General features: G+C 64.5%; 12 protein-coding genes. 9 read left to right on the plus strand and 3 right to left on the minus strand.

Going from position 1 to position 15,892, the window contains the following annotated elements; translation table 11 throughout:
- Window positions 1-142 precede the first annotated feature (142 nt).
- Window positions 143-2,578, plus strand: coding sequence for a S9 family peptidase (locus AB4Y82_RS05550; protein ID WP_441601861.1), 2,436 nt, complete (start codon window positions 143-145; stop codon window positions 2,576-2,578).
- 514 nt (window positions 2,579-3,092) lie between these two features.
- Here AB4Y82_RS05550 and AB4Y82_RS05555 read toward each other — a convergent pair.
- Window positions 3,093-3,917: an AraC family transcriptional regulator gene (locus AB4Y82_RS05555; protein WP_441601862.1), complete on the minus strand. Its 825-nt coding sequence runs from the start codon at window positions 3,915-3,917 to the stop codon at window positions 3,093-3,095.
- Between the two features lie 238 nt (window positions 3,918-4,155).
- Between AB4Y82_RS05555 and AB4Y82_RS05560 the strand changes: the two genes are divergently transcribed.
- The 5 genes from AB4Y82_RS05560 (at window position 4,156) to AB4Y82_RS05580 (ending at window position 9,392) form a co-directional block, all read left to right on the plus strand.
- Complete coding sequence (locus AB4Y82_RS05560; RefSeq protein WP_441601863.1) at window positions 4,156-4,395, plus strand: hypothetical protein; 240 nt, start codon at window positions 4,156-4,158, stop codon at window positions 4,393-4,395.
- An 85-nt stretch (window positions 4,396-4,480) separates the two neighbouring features.
- The gene (locus tag AB4Y82_RS05565) at window positions 4,481-4,936 is read left to right on the plus strand and encodes a MarR family winged helix-turn-helix transcriptional regulator (protein ID WP_441601864.1); all 456 of its coding nucleotides are present in this window, start codon (window positions 4,481-4,483) and stop codon (window positions 4,934-4,936) included.
- 28 nt (window positions 4,937-4,964) lie between these two features.
- Window positions 4,965-6,434: an efflux transporter outer membrane subunit gene (locus AB4Y82_RS05570; protein ID WP_441601865.1), complete on the plus strand. Its 1,470-nt coding sequence runs from the start codon at window positions 4,965-4,967 to the stop codon at window positions 6,432-6,434.
- 11 nt (window positions 6,435-6,445) lie between these two features.
- Window positions 6,446-7,642, plus strand: a complete 1,197-nt coding sequence (locus AB4Y82_RS05575; RefSeq protein ID WP_441601866.1) for an HlyD family secretion protein — start codon at window positions 6,446-6,448, stop codon at window positions 7,640-7,642.
- Between the two features lie 229 nt (window positions 7,643-7,871).
- Complete coding sequence (locus AB4Y82_RS05580) at window positions 7,872-9,392, plus strand: DHA2 family efflux MFS transporter permease subunit (protein WP_441601867.1); 1,521 nt, start codon at window positions 7,872-7,874, stop codon at window positions 9,390-9,392.
- A gap of 780 nt (window positions 9,393-10,172) precedes the next feature.
- Here AB4Y82_RS05580 and AB4Y82_RS05585 read toward each other — a convergent pair.
- Both AB4Y82_RS05585 and AB4Y82_RS05590 read right to left on the minus strand, forming a co-directional pair.
- Entirely contained in the window at window positions 10,173-10,688 is a 516-nt protein-coding gene (locus tag AB4Y82_RS05585; protein WP_441601868.1) for a lipid A 3-O-deacylase, read from the minus strand.
- Between the two features lie 248 nt (window positions 10,689-10,936).
- The gene (locus AB4Y82_RS05590; protein ID WP_441601869.1) at window positions 10,937-11,857 is read right to left on the minus strand and encodes a bestrophin family protein; all 921 of its coding nucleotides are present in this window, start codon (window positions 11,855-11,857) and stop codon (window positions 10,937-10,939) included.
- Window positions 11,858-11,979: 122 nt separating this feature from the next.
- On the opposite strand from AB4Y82_RS05590, the gene AB4Y82_RS05595 reads away from it, so the two are divergent.
- From AB4Y82_RS05595 to AB4Y82_RS05605, 3 genes are all read left to right on the plus strand, one after another.
- Window positions 11,980-12,567, plus strand: coding sequence for a DUF2239 family protein (locus AB4Y82_RS05595; RefSeq protein WP_441601870.1), 588 nt, complete (start codon window positions 11,980-11,982; stop codon window positions 12,565-12,567).
- Between the two features lie 28 nt (window positions 12,568-12,595).
- A complete protein-coding gene (locus tag AB4Y82_RS05600; protein WP_441601871.1) occupies window positions 12,596-14,074 on the plus strand; it encodes an MATE family efflux transporter in 1,479 nt (492 codons plus the stop codon).
- 91 nt (window positions 14,075-14,165) lie between these two features.
- Window positions 14,166-15,821 (plus strand): multicopper oxidase family protein, encoded by a 1,656-nt coding sequence (locus tag AB4Y82_RS05605; RefSeq protein WP_441601872.1) that lies wholly within the window; start codon window positions 14,166-14,168, stop codon window positions 15,819-15,821.
- The last annotated feature ends 71 nt before the right edge of the window (window positions 15,822-15,892 follow it).

Genomic DNA, 15,892 nt, shown 5'->3' on the forward strand with positions numbered 1-15,892 from the left:
AGGCGCCGACCAGAAGCCCGACATGGGCTTGGGGATAACCGGTAAGACTACCTGCCTAGGCGATCAGTTTGTACGGGACCATCGGCGCTTGTGCAGTCCGAAGGCTTGGCTATGCTCCGACGTTTTGACTGTGGAGCCATCCATGCGCCGAACGCTGTTCGCCGGCCTTGCCGCCCTTGCCACGCTGCCCGCGGCGGCCTTGTCGCCCCCGTCCTCCGGTGCGCAGCTGGATCTGGAAACCATCATGGCCAATCCCGACTGGATCGGCGCTGCGGTGGAACAGCCCTACTGGAGCGTGGACGGCTATAGCCTGTACTACTCGCTCAAGCGCGACGGCAGCAAGGTGCGCGACCTGTATCGCGTCGACGCCGCCGGTGGCCAGGCCACCAAGCTCGATCCCGCCGCCATGGCGCAGGCCGAAGGCCCGGCGGTCTACGACCGGGCGCACCGCCACGCTGCCTATGTGATGCACGGCGACGTGTTCATCGTCGATCTCACCACCGGCCGCCATGTGCAGGTGACCCGCTCGACCGAGGCGGAATCCGCGCCGCGCTTTTCCAGCGATGGCCGCAGCCTGCAGTACCGCCAGGCCAACAACTGGTTCGTCTACGACCTCGCCTCCGGCGTGAGCGCACCGGCTGCCGTGCTGCGCTTTGTCGACGATCCGCAGGCCAAGAAGCCCGACCAGCTCAAGGACATGCAGCTGGAGCTGTTCCGCTCGCTGCGTGAAAACAAGTCCGACAAGGACGCCTCGCGCGACAACGACGACGCACTGATCGCCGCCGATCCCGGCCGTGCACCCAAGCCCATCTATCTGGGCGAAGGCGGCGAACCGGCCGACACCGAACTGTCGCCGGACGGCCGCTGGATGGTGGTGGTGACCAAGCCCAAGGGCGCGAAGGAAGGCAAGCGTCCGGAAGTCACTCACTACGTGACCGACTCGGGTTACGCCGAGCAGCAGGAAGCGCGCGTCTACGTGGGCCGCAACGATCCCGCGCCGCAGTCGATGGTGCTGGTGGATCTGAAGTCCGCCAAGTTCTATCCGCTGAAGACCGACGGTCTCCCCGGCATCAAGGACGACCCGCTCAAGGACATCCGCGCCAAGACGGTGGCCGCGCTCGAGAAGGACGGCAAGGGTGATGAAGCCAAGGCGCTGAAGGCGCCGGAGATCCGCCCGGTGCGCATCGTCTCCAATGCCGACGACGGCGGCGGTGGCGGCATCGTGTGGAGCGACGACGGCCAGAACGTGGCCATCCAGCTGCGCGCGATCGACAACAAGGACCGCTGGATCGCCAGCGTGGACTTCGACAAGCACGCACTGGTCAACCAGCACCGCCTCACCGACAACGCCTGGATCAACTGGAACTTCAACGATTTCGGCTGGCTCAAGGATGGCCGCACGCTGTGGTATCTCAGCGAGGAAACCGGCTACTCGCAGCTCTATACCAAGTCGCCCGGCGGCAAGGCCAAGGCGCTCACCAGCGGCAAGTTCGAAGTGAGCCATCCCGCGCTGAGCCAGGACGGCCAGTGGTTCTACGTGCGCACCAACCAGGTCGCGCCATATAGCTATGACGTGTATCGCGTGCCCAGCGCCGGCGGCGAACTCGCCCGCCTGACGCAGGTGCAGGGCATGGACGATTTCGCGCTGTCTCCCGATGGTCGCCAGCTCGCCGTGCTGCATTCGGCGCCGTACACGCTGGCGCAGCTGGCCGTGCAAGGCGTCGACGGTGGCGCATCGCGCGAACTCACCAACACGATGAAGCCGGCCTTCACCGCGCATGCGTGGATCCAGCCGAAGATCATCGGCATTCCGTCGTCGCATGGCGCGGGCACGATCTGGGCCAAGTACTACGGCCCGGCGGATGAAGCCGCCGCCGCTTCGCGTCCCGCGGTGATCTTCGTGCACGGCGCGGGCTATCTGCAGAACGTCACGCTGTCCTACTCCAACTACTTCCGCGAACAGATGTTCCACAACCTGCTGGTGCAGCAGGGCTATGTGGTGCTCGATATGGACTACCGCGCTTCGGACGGCTATGGCCGCGCGTGGCGCACGGCGATCTATCGCCAGATGGGCCATCCGGAACTGGAAGACCTGCTGGATGGCAAGGCGTGGCTGGTGAAGAACCACGGCGTCGACACCAGGCGTGTGGGCATGTACGGCGGCAGCTACGGCGGCTTCATGACGCTGATGTCGCTGCTGCGCGCGCCAGGCGAATTCGCGGCTGGTTCTGCGCTGCGTCCGGTGACGGACTGGACCAGCTACAACCACGAATACACCTCCAACATCCTCAACGATCCCCAGCTCGATCCGGAGTCGTACCAGGTCAGCTCGCCGATCAATTTCGCCGACAAGCTGCAGGATCCGCTGTTGATGCAGCATGGTCTGATCGACGACAACGTGATGACCAGCGACACCATCCGCATGTATCAGCGCTTCATCGAGTTGCACAAGAACAACTTCTGGATGTCGTTGTATCCGATGGAGCGGCATGGCTTTACGCATGCGGACTCCTGGTACGACGAGTACCGGCGGATTGATGAGTTGTTCAATACGTATGTGAAGCCGGTGAAGCAGTAACGCGCTCTGCTCCCTCTCCCCGGCGGGGAGAGGGTTGGCGGCGTTGCCACCTTTACGGTGGTGAGGGGTCAACCTTGAGAAGCCGCTTCAACTGGAGCGGCTTTTTCTTTGGCTCGTCATCTCGGCGTTGGCCGGGAGCGCCTTTCAACACCCCCGGATGACGCGCCTTCCGGGCTGCGCGTGCGGGTTGCGGGGACCTCGAGAGCGGAGAGCCAAGAGCGGAGAGCCACATCAAGAGCCACGCAACGTCCGACGCTGCTGGGCCGCTCTCTTGTAGGAGCGCACTTGTGCGCGACCAGCCTACGGAGCGATGCACCCACACGCTGCGGTCGCGCACAAGTGCGCTCCTACAAAAGAGTTCGCGCGCGTGTGGGTGGCCAATTGATGGCTACGGGCGCTTCGTTGTGCGAGCGCACCCTGTGCGCGACAAACCTACGGAGCGGTACACCCAGGCGTGGCTGTCGCGCACAGGGTGCGCTCCCACAGGCAAGCGGCAAAGTGAGGACTCAGTGCGCTACTGCGCGCCTTGCGCCGCAAAATACCTCGCCGGCGGTTGGCCAAAACTCCGCCGGAACATCGCCACGAAGGCGCTCACGCTCGCATAGCCCAAGGCATCCGCTACCGCCGACACCGGTTCGCCGTCGGCCAAGCGTTCCAGGCCGTGGGTCAAACGTGCCAGCTGTCGCCACTGCGCAAAGCTCAACGCCGTTTCGCTGCGGAACAAGCGGCTGAGGCTGCGTGGCGACAGGCCGGCCCAGCCGGCCCACTCATCGAGGCCGCGGTTGTCGTTGGGGTTTTCCAGCAGCGCCACGGCGATGCGCAAGGCGCGGCGGTCCACCGGCATGGGCAGGTGCAAGGGTTCGCGTTGGGCGCGGCAGATTTCTTCCAGCAGCACGGTGGTCAGGCGCTCCTGGCTCTCGTCCAGCTGGGTTTCCCAGATCCAGGAGCTGGCGCGGCGCACCAGCGCGCGCATCAACTCGGTCACACCGATCACGCACGGATCGGCAGGCAGACAGCCGCATTCGGGCGGGGTTACGAACACGCCCCAGCCGGTCATCGGGCCGCTGAGGGTCACCGTGTGTTCCACGCCGGGCGGCATCCAGCCGGCGCGGTGCGGGGGGAGCAGCCAGGAACCCTGGGCCGTGCGCACGTGCACCAGTCCACTTTCCACGCAGTACAGCTGGCCGCGCAGATGGGAGTGCCAGCCGTACTCGCGGGTGCCGTCGTGGTACTCGCTGGCGGCTTCGCCCTCGGTCCAGTAGGCGATCACCGAGGGCCCATCGCGGCGCTCGATGAGCTCGTGGAAGCGGTTCTCGTCGTGCTCGCTGACATGGCCCATGGCTGATTCTCGACAAACTTTGACCAAATAACGCTAACAGTAATCACTCCGTCTGCCCAATCATGCTGGCCCGATCCCCACCGCTGCCGCCGCTCGCGGTGTCGAACGTGCCGACAGTCGCGGTTTGTCGAGCCCCTGCCAAAGCTCCTGCTTGATCCGGAGCTGTCACGCCCGCACGCCGATACACGTCTTGATTCAGCCAGCGCGGCGCCGCCCCGGCGTCCAAGGGAGCCGATCCATGTCGATGATTGCCGTACGCATGCCCACCGCCGAGACCGAGCCGCTCGAGGCGTTCGTGGCCTGTGCCCACCAGATGCTGGACCCCGACCTGCCCGAGGCCAGCCGGCGAGCCCTGGAGCCGAGGCTGGTCGCCCTGCTGCCGACCCTGCGGGCGCTGGGCGTGTTCGAGCTGTTCGAAGTGCGCCACCCGGCCCTGCGGACCTGGCTGGAGGATGAGCTGCGGGAGGGACCCCATTGAGGGCAGCTAGACCTTGTCCGGGCAAAATCTAACCAACACATCTTTGCCTTGACAAATATTATTCCGGCAATAAAATTGCCCTCCCATGACCTCCTCCCAAACCCCTTCCTACCCCCAGGACAGCATCGGCGTACTCGTCGGGCTGGTTCGCGGCGAGATCGTGCGCAAGCTGGAAGCCGAGATGCAGGCTGCGGGTATCGAGCTTCGTTTCACCCAGTTCCTGATCCTCAAGCGCCTGGCCTTGATGGGCCCGATGTCGGCCAGTGAACTGGCCCGCGCGGTGGAACTGGACGGCGGCGCGATGACGCGCCAGCTCGACCAGCTCGAAGGCAAAGGCCTGCTGCGCCGCCTGCCGCATGAACAGGACCGCCGCGCCCTGCGCATCGAGCTGACCCCGGCGGGAGACGACATGTGGCGGCAGATGACGCCATGCAACGAACACGTTCTGGATGCCGCCCAAAAGGCGCTGAACCCGACCGAGCGTGAGCAGTTGCGCGATTACCTGGTGCGCGTGCTGAACGCGCTCCGCGATATGAATTGACCCGCTTCTACTTTTGGAAACCTACGCCATGCGTCTGCAAATCCTTGCGGCAGCCACCGGCCTCTCACTCGCGCTGGCGGGATGCGTCAGCAGCGGCGGCCTGCACCCGGAAGGCACGCTGACCGACGCCTCGTCACTGAAGGCCGATCGCAGCCTGTCCGGCGCCACGCTCTCCCCCGCCGCCTGGCCGGCCAACGACTGGTGGACCGGTCTGGGCGATCCCCAGCTGAGCGCGCTGATCAGCGAAGCGCTGAAGGACAACCCGAGCCTCAGCGTGGCCGACGCGCGCGCCCGCCAGGCGCAGGCGCAGGCCGGTGCGGCCGATGCCGAGCGCGGCCCCAGCGTGACTGCCGGCGCCAACGTCATCGGTCAGCGTCTGCCGCTCACCGCCGCGCCGCCGGAACTGGGCGGCGGCAAGTTCACCTGGTTCAAGGACGCCCGCGCCAGTTTCAGCTGGGACCTGGATCTGTGGGGCGGCAAGCGCGCCGCCTGGGAAGCCGCCGTCGGCCAGCAGCATGCCGCTGAGATCGAACAGCAGGCTGCACGCATCGAGCTTTCCACCAATGTCGCGCGCGCCTATGTGCAGCTGTCCTACGCCTATGCGCAGCAGGATGTGGCGAAGGCCGAGCACGAGCGCGCCACGACCGCGCGCCAGCTGACCCAGCAACGCGTGTCCGCCGGTCTCGACAATCAGCTGCAGCTCAAGCAGAGCGAAACCGAAGTGGCCAACTCGGACCAGCAGCTGGCCGCGGCCAATCGCGCCATTGATGCGGCGCGTTCGTCGTTGGCGGTGCTGTTGGGCAAGGGGCCGGATCGCGGCCTCGATATCGGTCGTCCGCAGGCACTCAATCCTGCAGCGCTCGCTGTGCCGGCCGATGTGCCGACCGAACTGATCGGCCACCGCGCCGATCTCGTCTCCGCGCGCTGGCGCGTGGAATCGGCGGGCAAGGAGATCAAGGTCGCCAAGACCCAGTTCATGCCCAACGTCAGCCTCAGCGCGATGGCCGGCGTGGCGGCGTTCGGCAGCATCAATCCGCTGCAGTTGCCGGCGCGCTTCTACACGTTTGGTCCTTCGCTGAGCCTGCCGATTTTTGACGGTGGCCGTCTGCGTTCCAATCTGTCCGCCAAGGATGCGCAGTACGACGAAGCCGTGGCCCAGTACAACCAGACGCTGGTGCGCGCGGTGAACGAAGTGGCCGACGGCTACGACGCCGTGCAGTCCGCGCAGGAACAGGTCGCCGCCCAGCAGCGCGCGGTGGATGCCGGCACGCAGGCCTGGCAGCTCGCCGAGCAGCGCTTCAAGGCAGGCGTGGGCAGCTATCTCGAAGCGTTGATCGTGCGACAGCAGTTGCTGGTTGCGCAGCAGCGCCTCGCCGCCCTGCAGTCGCAGCAGGTCGACCTCTCCGTGCAGCTTATCCAGGCCCTCGGCGGCGGTTTCCGTCCGCAGGCGGGCCAGGCCGATGTGGCCGTCCAATCTTCCTCTGAACATTCGCTCTAAAGGCTATCCCCATGTCTAGCCAGAATCCGCTTGCGGCCGAGACCGCAGCCGCCCAACCCCCCAAGAGCCGTCGCGGTTTCCTGTTGAAGGGACTCGTCGCCGTGCTGGTGCTTGCCGCTGTCGGCTGGGGCGTGTGGTACTTCGTCGAAGGCCGTTGGTTTGAAGACACCGACGATGCCTACGTCAACGGCAACCTCGTGCAGATCACCCCGCAGGTGACCGGCACGGTCATCACCATCGGCGCCGACGACGGCGACCTGGTGCATGCCGGCGACGTGCTGGTGAAGCTCGATCCGGCCGATGCCGATGTCGCGCTGGAGCAGGCTCGCGCCAATCTTGCCGGCACCGTTCGCAAGGTGCGCGGCCTCTACAGCAACGTGAGCGGTGCCCAGTCCGAAGTGGCCGTGCGCAAGGTCGCGGTGGACAAGGCGCTGCAGGACTACAACCGTCGCCGCGATCTCGCCAAGTCCGGTGCCATCTCGGCCGAAGAGCTGTCGCACGCAATGGATGCGCTGACCACCGCGCAGAGCGCCCTGACCACCGCGCAACAGCAATTGCAGACCAACAAGGTGCTGGTGGATGACACCGTCGTCGCATCGCATCCGGACGTCCAGACGGCCGCTGCCAAAGTGCGCGCGGCTTATCTCGATGACGTGCGTACCTCGCTGCTTGCGCCGGTCGACGGCTACGTGGCCAAGCGCTCCGTGCAGCTCGGCCAGCGCCTGGCGCCGGGCACGCCGCTGATGGCGGTGGTGCCGCTGCACGGCGTGTGGATCGATGCCAACTTCAAGGAAACGCAGCTGGGCAATATGCGTATCGGCCAGCCGGTGGATATCCGGGCCGACGTGTATGGCGGCTCGGTCACCTACAAGGGCAAGGTCGAGAGCCTGGGCGTGGGCACCGGCAGTGCGTTCTCGCTGCTGCCGGCGCAGAACGCTACCGGCAACTGGATCAAGATCGTGCAGCGCGTACCGGTGCGCGTGTTCTTCACCGATCCCAAGCAGCTGGAAGAGCATCCGCTGCGCATCGGCCTGTCGACCAAGGTGTCGGTGAACCTGCACGACACCAGCGGCCCGCTGCTCGCCAAGCAGGCGCCGACGCAGCCGGCCTTCACCACCGATGTGTACAAGCAACAGCTGGCCAAGGCCGACGGCATGATCGCGGACATCATCCACGCGAACATGGCGGGTGAAGGTCAGAAGCAGTAAGTCGGTAGACATGGAGGCATAACGAGCCTCCATGTCCGCCTCTGTAGTGAAGCTCGTCATTCCGGCGCAGGCCGGAATCCAGTGACGTCAGTGCCGACATGTGCGGATATCTTCACGCCGTGTCGCAATTGGATTCCGGCCTGCGCCGGAATGACGGGCAAGAAAGCCGCGTGCGCCGTCGCAGTCGTGGATGGCGCGCCAACCCTTCATACCGCAGGTTATCCGTGCGATGAGCCAAAATTTCCAGCCGCGCAACCTTGCGTTGACGACCGTCGGTCTCTCGTTGGCCACCTTCATGCAGGTGCTCGACACGACGATCGCGAACGTGTCCTTGCCGACGATTGCCGGCAACCTCGGCGTAAGCGTCAACCAGAGCACCTGGGTGATCACCTCGTTCGCGGTGAGCACGGCTATTGCGTTGCCGTTGACCGGCTTTCTCACGCGCCGCTTCGGCGAGGTGAAGCTGTTCATCTGGTCGACGATGCTGTTTTCGCTCGCCTCTTTCCTGTGCGGCACTGCGCAGAGCATGCCGATGCTGATCCTGTTCCGCGCCATCCAGGGTGCGGTGGCCGGACCGATGTACCCGATCACGCAGAGTCTGCTGATCTCCATTTATCCACCAGCGAAACGAGGCATGGCGCTCGCGCTGCTGGCGATGGTGACGGTGGTCGCGCCTATTGCGGGTCCGATCCTCGGTGGCTGGATCACGGACAATTATTCGTGGCCGTGGATCTTCTTCATCAACGTGCCCATCGGCATCTTCGCCAGCATGGTGGTCGCCAACCAGATGAAGGGGCGCGTGGATGTCACCACGCGGCCCAAGATCGACTACGTGGGCCTGATCACGCTGATCATCGGCGTGGGTGCGCTGCAGATCGTGCTGGACAAGGGCAACGACGAGGACTGGTTCAACTCGACTTTCATCATCGTCACGGCGATCGTGTCGGCGATTGCGATTGCCGTCTTCCTGATCTGGGAACTCACCGACGACGAACCGATCGTCAACTTGAAGCTGCTGCGGCACCACAACTTCCGCACGGGCACGATCGCGCTGGTCCTGGCGTATGCGGCATTCTTCGCGATCGGCCTGCTGATACCACAGTGGCTTCAGCGCACGGTGGGCTACACGTCCACCTGGGCTGGCTTTGCCGCTGCACCGCTGGGCATCCTGCCAGTGATGTTGACCTTCATCGTCGGCAAGTATGCGTCGCGTACCGATATGCGCCTGTTGGCTTCGTGCGCGTTCCTGATCATGGGCGCCACCTGCTTCATGCGCTCCAATTTCTTCCTGCAGATCGACTTCATGCACGTCGCCGGCGTGCAGTTGTTCCAGGGTCTGGGCGTGGCGCTGTTCTTCATGCCGGTCACCACCATCCTGCTATCGGACCTGCGGCCGAACGAGATTGCCGCGGGCGGTGGCCTGGCCACCTTCCTGCGTACGCTGGGCGCCAGCTTTTCGGCTTCGCTGACGACCTTCCTTTGGGATCACCGCGCAATCGTGCATCACGCGCATCTCACCGAACACTTCACGCCGTACGACAACTCGGCGCAGGCGACGCTCAAAGCCGTGGGTGTGACGGGGCAGGCCAGCAATGGGTTGCTGGAGCAGTTGATCAATCAGCAGGCGTATCAGATTTCGTTCAATGAGGTGTTCCACATGCTGGGGTGGGTGTTTATCTGCCTGATTGGCGTGGTGTGGATGGCGCGGCCGCCGTTTGGGGCTAAGGCGGGGCCTGGGGCGGATCATTGATCGCTGGGTGTGTGGATTGGGTATGACGGAAGAGGTCGCAGTGATGCGGCCTCTTTTTTGATTTTGATCGTCATCTCGGCGCTGGCCGCGCTTTTCAACGGCCGAGTGGCTGGTCATCCAGAGCCTCGGTTTCTGGTTGTCGCGTTGCGGCCAGAGTGCCGCCTACGCGGCGGGCGTTTCGATCGGCTGCCGCCGCTCGAGTCACTTTTCTTTTGCTGGCCCAAAAGAAAAGTAACCCAAAGAAAATGGCCTGATAACGCCCGCAGCATCGTGTTGGGATAAGCCCGAACGCTCGAGGTGCGCTGTTGTGGGACAACCTCCGAGGGTACACAGGGGATACTTCCAAGCGCTGCGCAACGCGCCCGAATCGCAGAGGACTTAAAGCGGGGCCTCGCTGCGCTTTGGCTTCGGGCATCGCTCCGTCCCTTTGCCGCGCCTGGCGCTTGTCTGTGGGAGCGCACCCTGTGCGCGACAGCCACGCTGCGGTGTACCACTCCGTAGGTTTGTCGCGCACAGGGTGCGCTCCCACAAAAAGCCGAGCGGCAAGATTGATCCGCCATCCACGGACCTGCGTCCTCCCTTGTAGGAGCGCACTTGTGCGCGACCGCACCGCCTGGATGCACCGCTCGGTCGGCTGGTCGCGCGCAGGGTGCGCTCCGCTCTGCGGGCAGAGTCGGTTAGAGAGAGCAGTTTCGTGTTACTTGATCGAACACGATGCGGCGATCCATTCAGACGTCCAAACAACAGCAGCCCGTCATGGGCCGTTGTTGTTTCACTCCATCAAGGATTGAACGCGACGCCCACCAGCGCCATCGTTTCGCCGCGGTTGGAGCCCTTGATGCCGGCGTTGGAGACGTGGCGGATCTGGAAGGTCCAGTGGTCGCCTTCCCAGCCGACGGAATTGACGAATTCGCCGCCGCTGCTGAGTGCCAGCGTGCGGCCGCCCTGGGCGGCGATCTCGGAGGTCCAGAACAGGTGGTGGTACCAGTCGTCGCCGTTGCCGTAGCGCATGCGCACGCCGCCACCGAGCAGCCATACGTCATCGGAAACGGCGTTGCCGTACTTGGAGACATTGCGGCCATTGATAAAGCCCAGGGAGGCGGCTGGCGCCCACGAGAATCGGCTGTTGCCGAAGGCGTGTTCGCCCCAGATGCTTTCGATCCACGCCGTATTGGTCCAGTAACTGTCTGAGTAGCTTCGGCCGCCGCTGATTTCGATACGGGGGTCGGCCAGGGTCGTAGCGGAAATGCCCATCAGGGCCAGCGCAACCGCACTGCGCAGGAGGGGATGTCGCATGGTCTTTCTTCTTTGACTTTGGGGGAGGAGTTTGTGCACCGCTAAGTTTAATAACTTATTGGACCGACCGGTACTGGAAATAGGTCGAATCGAGACAACACAGCGTTGCCTGGGCGGCACGAGTGGCCGGCATCCTTCGCGGTCACGGGGTCAGCTTGTCTCAAGCGGCGTGAAGCGCACGCGGAGAACACCGTAAAACTACGGCGATACCAAGGTAGGGGTTGGGCCTCCCGGCCGGTCCTGGTGGCTTAAAGCAGGACGCCGTCCACCGGCTGCAGCGGCGCTGGCAGGTCGCGCTGACCCAGCAATTCGCCCAGGCCGATTTCGACCGTGCGGCACATCGCATCCAGGGCCAGGTCGTTGGGCAGGCGGTCGAAGGGATTCTCGATCTGGTCACCCAGTGCATCGAGCCCGAAGAAGGTGTACGAGAGCACGCCGACCATCAGTGGTGTCACCCAGCCCACGCTGCTGATCAGGCAGAACGGCAGCAGCAGGCAGTACACATAGACCGTTCGATGCAGGAGCAGGATGTAGGCGAGCGGGATAGGTGTGCCCTGGATGCGCTCGCAACCGCCCAGCACATAGGACAGGCGCGTCACCTGCGCATCGATGTTGGCCAGCAGCATGGGATCGAGCCGGTGCTCCCGATGCAGCTGCGCATAGTCCTGAGCGATGAGTGCGAGCAGCACGTTCGGCGGATTGGGCCGGCCGGCCAGCGCGGCGGCCTCCTCCGGCGTCAGCCAGCGAGACACCTCGTCGCCCGGCGCGGTACCGCGTAGCTGATGACGCAGCGCGTGGGCGAAGGCAATCAGTCGATGCACCATGCGTTCGCGTTCCGACGCCGTGAGGCTGTCGGGCAGGCTCACCGTCTGGCGGGCGAGATTGCGCACCACGATCAGCAACTCACCCCACAGCGTGCGCGCCTCCCACCAGCGTTCGTAGGCCACCGTGTTGCGAAAGCCCAGGAAGATCGCCAGCGTCAGTCCCATCAGTGTCAGCGGGATGGCCCCCAGCTCCACCCCGGTATGCGGCAGGTGTCGTTCCAGCAGCACCACCGCCCCGGCCAGCAGCACCATGCCCAGCACGCGCTTCCAGATCACCGGGATGATCGATCCGCGCAGGGTGAACAGCATCAATCGAAGCGAGCGATGCGGGGGATGGATGACCATGGGAACGGCGCGGCGGGGGGATGGAGAAATTTTACCGCGCAGCGGCGGCCTTCTCCTCCGGTGTTGACCTTTATTTATTACCCGGGCAATATTCGCGTTCTCTTTTATACCCGGACAAAACAGTGGCGGATCTCGGTACCTGCATTGCCTTCGACGGCCACCGCCGCATTGCCGCCGGTTCGCTGGCGGACGTCGCCGTGGCGACCAAGCAGGCCGTCGATGCCGGGGCCAACGGACCGGTGCTGATCTTCGACGAACGCGATGGCCGCCCGCTGGAGCTCGACCTGCGCGGGACGATCGCCGACGTCGTCGCCCGCCTCCCCTCGCCGCCTCACGACGCCGAACTCGCGCCGCGCGGCCCCGGTCGACCGAAGCTAGGCGTGGTTGCGCGCGAGGTCACCCTGTTGCCGCGCCATTGGGATTGGCTGGCCAGCCAGCCAGGCGGTGCATCGGCCAGCCTGCGGCGACTGGTCGACGAGGCGCGTCGCAACCACGCCGAGCGCGATGCGGCCCGTCTGGCGGGTGAAGCGGTCGATCGCTTCATGAGCGCGATGGCGGGTAATCTCCCGGGTTATGAAGAAGCCTCGCGCGCATTCTGGCGAAAGGAGCGCGAGCGTTTCATGCAGGTGACGGATGCATGGCCCGCCGATGTGCGCGAGCATGTGCGGCGTCTGGCCACGCGTGCATGGCAAGCCAGCGTCGCCGACTGATCTCCCCTCCCCATCGCGGAATGATTCGATGTCATCTCTTGCTGCAAAGCAGCCCCTGCTTATCGAAGGACCGATTGCCAAGACGCTGCTGATGTTCGCGTTGCCCATCTTGGGCAGCACGGTGCTGCAGTCGCTCAATGGCTCCGTCAATGCGATGTGGATCGGCCACTACCTGGGCGAGGCCGCGCTCACGGCGGTGAGCAACGCGAACCTGATCCTGTTCCTGCTGCTGGGCGCGGTGTTCGGCCTGAGCATGGCCTGCACCATCCTGATCGGCCAGAGCCTGGGCGCGCGCAACATGCTCGAGGCCAAGCGTGTGGTCGGCACCGGTGTGACGTTCTTCGTCTCGGTCTCCATCATCGTGGCCATCGCCGGTTACTTCGGCACGCCGTGGATGCTCAACGCGCTCAATACGCCGGTCGATGCACAGGCGTTCGCGGTGCCTTACCTGCGCATCATCTTCATCGCCGTGCCGTCGATGTACTTCTACGCCTTCCTGATGATGACGCTGCGCGGCGCGGGCGATTCGCGCACGCCGTTCTTCTTCATGGCGTTGTCGGTGCTGATGGACATCGTACTCAACCCGCTGCTGATCTTTGGCGTAGGGCCGTTCCCGCGGATGGGCATCGCCGGCTCGGCCACTTCGACCTTGATTGCGCAGTCGGTGGCGCTGGTCGCCTTGCTGGTCACGCTGTACCGGCGCAAGCATTTCCTGCGCCTCACGCGCAGCGAGCTGGGGTATCTGAAGCCCGATATGGAGATCCTGCGCTCGCTGGTGTTCAAGGGCCTGCCGATGGGCCTGCAGATGATCGTGATCTCCAGCTCCGCGATGATCATGATCCACATGGTGAACAACTACGGCTCCAAGACCACCGCCGCGTACGGCGCAGCGACGCAGCTGTGGACCTATGTGCAGATGCCGGCCATGGCGATCGGCGCGGCGGTGTCGTCGATGGCGGCACAGAACGTGGGCGCAAAACTGTGGGACCGCGTAAGCCGCATCACCAAGGTGGGCGTGCTCTACAACTTCCTCTTGAGCGGCATGCTCATTGCGCTGATCTATCTGTTCAACCACGCCGCACTTGGCATGTTCCTGCCCAACGACGGTGAGGCGCTGGCGCTGGCGCAGCATCTCAACAGCATCGCGGTGTGGTCGTTCATGTTCTTCGGCGTGACCTTCGTGCTGTTCGGCGTGGTGCGCTCCACCGGCGCCGTGGTGCCGCCGCTGGTGATTTTGTTTATCTCGATGTGGCTGTTCCGCCCGCCGTTTGCACTGGCGCTGGCGCCGCGGCTGGGCGCCGATTCGATCTGGTGGAGTTTCCCGCTGGGCTCGCTGGCCTCGATGCTGATGGCGATGGGCTACTACAAGTGGGGCGGCTGGCGTCGCGCACGCATGTTGGCCACGCCGATCGACAAGGCCGGCCTGGACAAAGCCGGCGAAGAAGCCGCCGTGGCGGGCCAGCAGGCACCCACGACCGGCCAAGGCGTGCCCGCTTCAGCGGAATAATCTGTCTCGCCCTGCGCTTGGATGCGCGCAGGGTGAACCAGGTTTCACACATTGCCACGTACCTGTCATCCGGGCTGCCTAGGGTGTCCCGATGACTCGCATGAACCTCTCGCGCCGGCAGTTTCTGCGCGGCATGGTCGATATGGTCGGCGCCGCCACGGCTGCCGAACTGGGCTTGCTCGCCTGGTCCTCGCCCGCCATCGGCGACGAGAAGATGGCGCGCATGGCCATGCCGCAGCTCGCCGCGCCCAAGGTGCCGCTGGTGAACCCGGTGACCCTGGCGCGCTTCGTGGACCCCTTGCCGCTGCCTGCCATCGCCAAGCCGACGGGGCAGCGGGCGCATCCCGCTTATCCAGGCAAGCAACTGCCGTTCTATCGGATGGAGATGCGCGCATTCAAGACGCAGCTGCATCGCGATCTGCCGCCCACGCCCATGTGGGGTTACGAGGGTTCGTTCCCGGGGCCGACCTTGCTGGCCCGGCGCAATGAGCCCTTGTTGATTGAATGGGCCAACGCGCTTCCCGAAAAACATTTCCTTCCCATCGACCACACTATTCACGGCGCCGAGCGCGACAAGCCGCAGGTGCGCACCGTGACGCACGTGCACGGTGCGCGTGTGCCGCCCTCAAGTGATGGTTATCCGGAAGAGTGGTTCGTACCGGGCCATGCAAGCGTGTCGCACTATCCCAACACGCAGGATGCCGCCACCCTCTGGTACCACGATCACGCGATGGGGATCACGCGCCTCAATATCTACGCGGGACTGCTTGGTGCGTATCTCATCCGGGGCGATGCGGAGTCGTCACTGCAACTCCCCCGTGGCGAATGCGATCTGCCGCTGATCCTTTGCGACCGACTTATCGCAAAGGACGGACAGCTCTATTACCCCGTTTCCGATGATCCGGATGCGCCGTGGGTGTCCGAGTGCCATGGCAACGCCATCCTGTGCAATGGCAAGTTGTACCCGTACTTCGAGGTCGAGCCGCGCCGCTATCGCTTGCGACTCGTCAACGCAGCCAATACCCGCTTCTACGAGATGTCGTTGTCCGGCGGGCTGACGTTTACGCAGATCGCCAGTGATCAAGGCCTGCTGGCGGCGCCTGTGCCGCGTCAGCGCGTCACGCTCTATCCAGCCGAACGCGCCGATGTGGTGATCGACTTCACCGGCATGGATGGCAAGCAAGTACAGCTGCGCCAGCAGGCGGAAGCGATCATGGAGTTTCGCGTGCGCGACAAGGGGCGCCGGGACGCTGGCGTGATGCCGACCAGGCTACGCACGATCGAGCGCCTTGCCGTGGCGAGCGCCGTGCGCGATCGCGTGCTGACGCTGGGCGAACAGGACGATGCCGGTGGCAGCCCGATGATGATGATGCTCAACGGCAAGCATTGGTCCGCTCCGATCACCGAAGACCCGCGGCAGAACACCACCGAAATCTGGAGCATGGTGAACCTCACCGGCGATGCGCATCCGATGCATCTGCATCTGGTGCGCTTTCAGGTGTTGGAGCGCCGGCCGTTCGATCTTTTCGCGTGGAACGAAAGCAAGACGCTCAAGTACACGGGGCCGGCGATACCGCCTGGGCCCGAGGAGATGGGGTGGAAGGATACGGTGCGTGCGGATCCGGGGATGGTGACGCGGATCATCGCGAGGTTCGAGGGTGAACCTGGGCGTTATGTGTGGCATTGCCATCTGCTGGAGCATGAGGACAATGAAATGATGAGGCCGTTTCAGTTGTTGCCGGGGTGACGCCTGGTAGATGGCCAAGAGCCACGCAGCTCGTGGTTGCCGGGCCGCTCTCTGTAGGAGCGCACTTGTGC

Origin of the sequence: Dyella sp. 2YAF14 (assembly GCF_052114725.1) — a bacterium.
Classification (GTDB): Bacteria; Pseudomonadota; Gammaproteobacteria; order Xanthomonadales; family Rhodanobacteraceae; genus Dyella.

What these genes read in the sequence shown, in the direction of transcription:
- AB4Y82_RS05570 (WP_441601865.1), top strand. Translation starts at nt 4,965, where the DNA reads ATGCGTCTGCAAATCCTTGCGGCAGCCACCGGCCTCTCACTCGCGCTG.
- AB4Y82_RS05575 (WP_441601866.1), top strand. Translation starts at nt 6,446, where the DNA reads ATGTCTAGCCAGAATCCGCTTGCGGCCGAGACCGCAGCCGCCCAACCC.
- AB4Y82_RS05585 (WP_441601868.1), bottom strand. Translation starts at nt 10,688, where the DNA reads ATGCGACATCCCCTCCTGCGCAGTGCGGTTGCGCTGGCCCTGATGGGC.
- AB4Y82_RS05565 (WP_441601864.1), top strand. Translation starts at nt 4,481, where the DNA reads ATGACCTCCTCCCAAACCCCTTCCTACCCCCAGGACAGCATCGGCGTA.
- AB4Y82_RS05600 (WP_441601871.1), top strand. Translation starts at nt 12,596, where the DNA reads ATGTCATCTCTTGCTGCAAAGCAGCCCCTGCTTATCGAAGGACCGATT.
- AB4Y82_RS05580 (WP_441601867.1), top strand. Translation starts at nt 7,872, where the DNA reads ATGAGCCAAAATTTCCAGCCGCGCAACCTTGCGTTGACGACCGTCGGT.
- AB4Y82_RS05590 (WP_441601869.1), bottom strand. Translation starts at nt 11,857, where the DNA reads ATGGTCATCCATCCCCCGCATCGCTCGCTTCGATTGATGCTGTTCACC.
- AB4Y82_RS05605 (WP_441601872.1), top strand. Translation starts at nt 14,166, where the DNA reads ATGACTCGCATGAACCTCTCGCGCCGGCAGTTTCTGCGCGGCATGGTC.
- AB4Y82_RS05550 (WP_441601861.1), top strand. Translation starts at nt 143, where the DNA reads ATGCGCCGAACGCTGTTCGCCGGCCTTGCCGCCCTTGCCACGCTGCCC.
- AB4Y82_RS05555 (WP_441601862.1), bottom strand. Translation starts at nt 3,917, where the DNA reads ATGGGCCATGTCAGCGAGCACGACGAGAACCGCTTCCACGAGCTCATC.
- AB4Y82_RS05560 (WP_441601863.1), top strand. Translation starts at nt 4,156, where the DNA reads ATGTCGATGATTGCCGTACGCATGCCCACCGCCGAGACCGAGCCGCTC.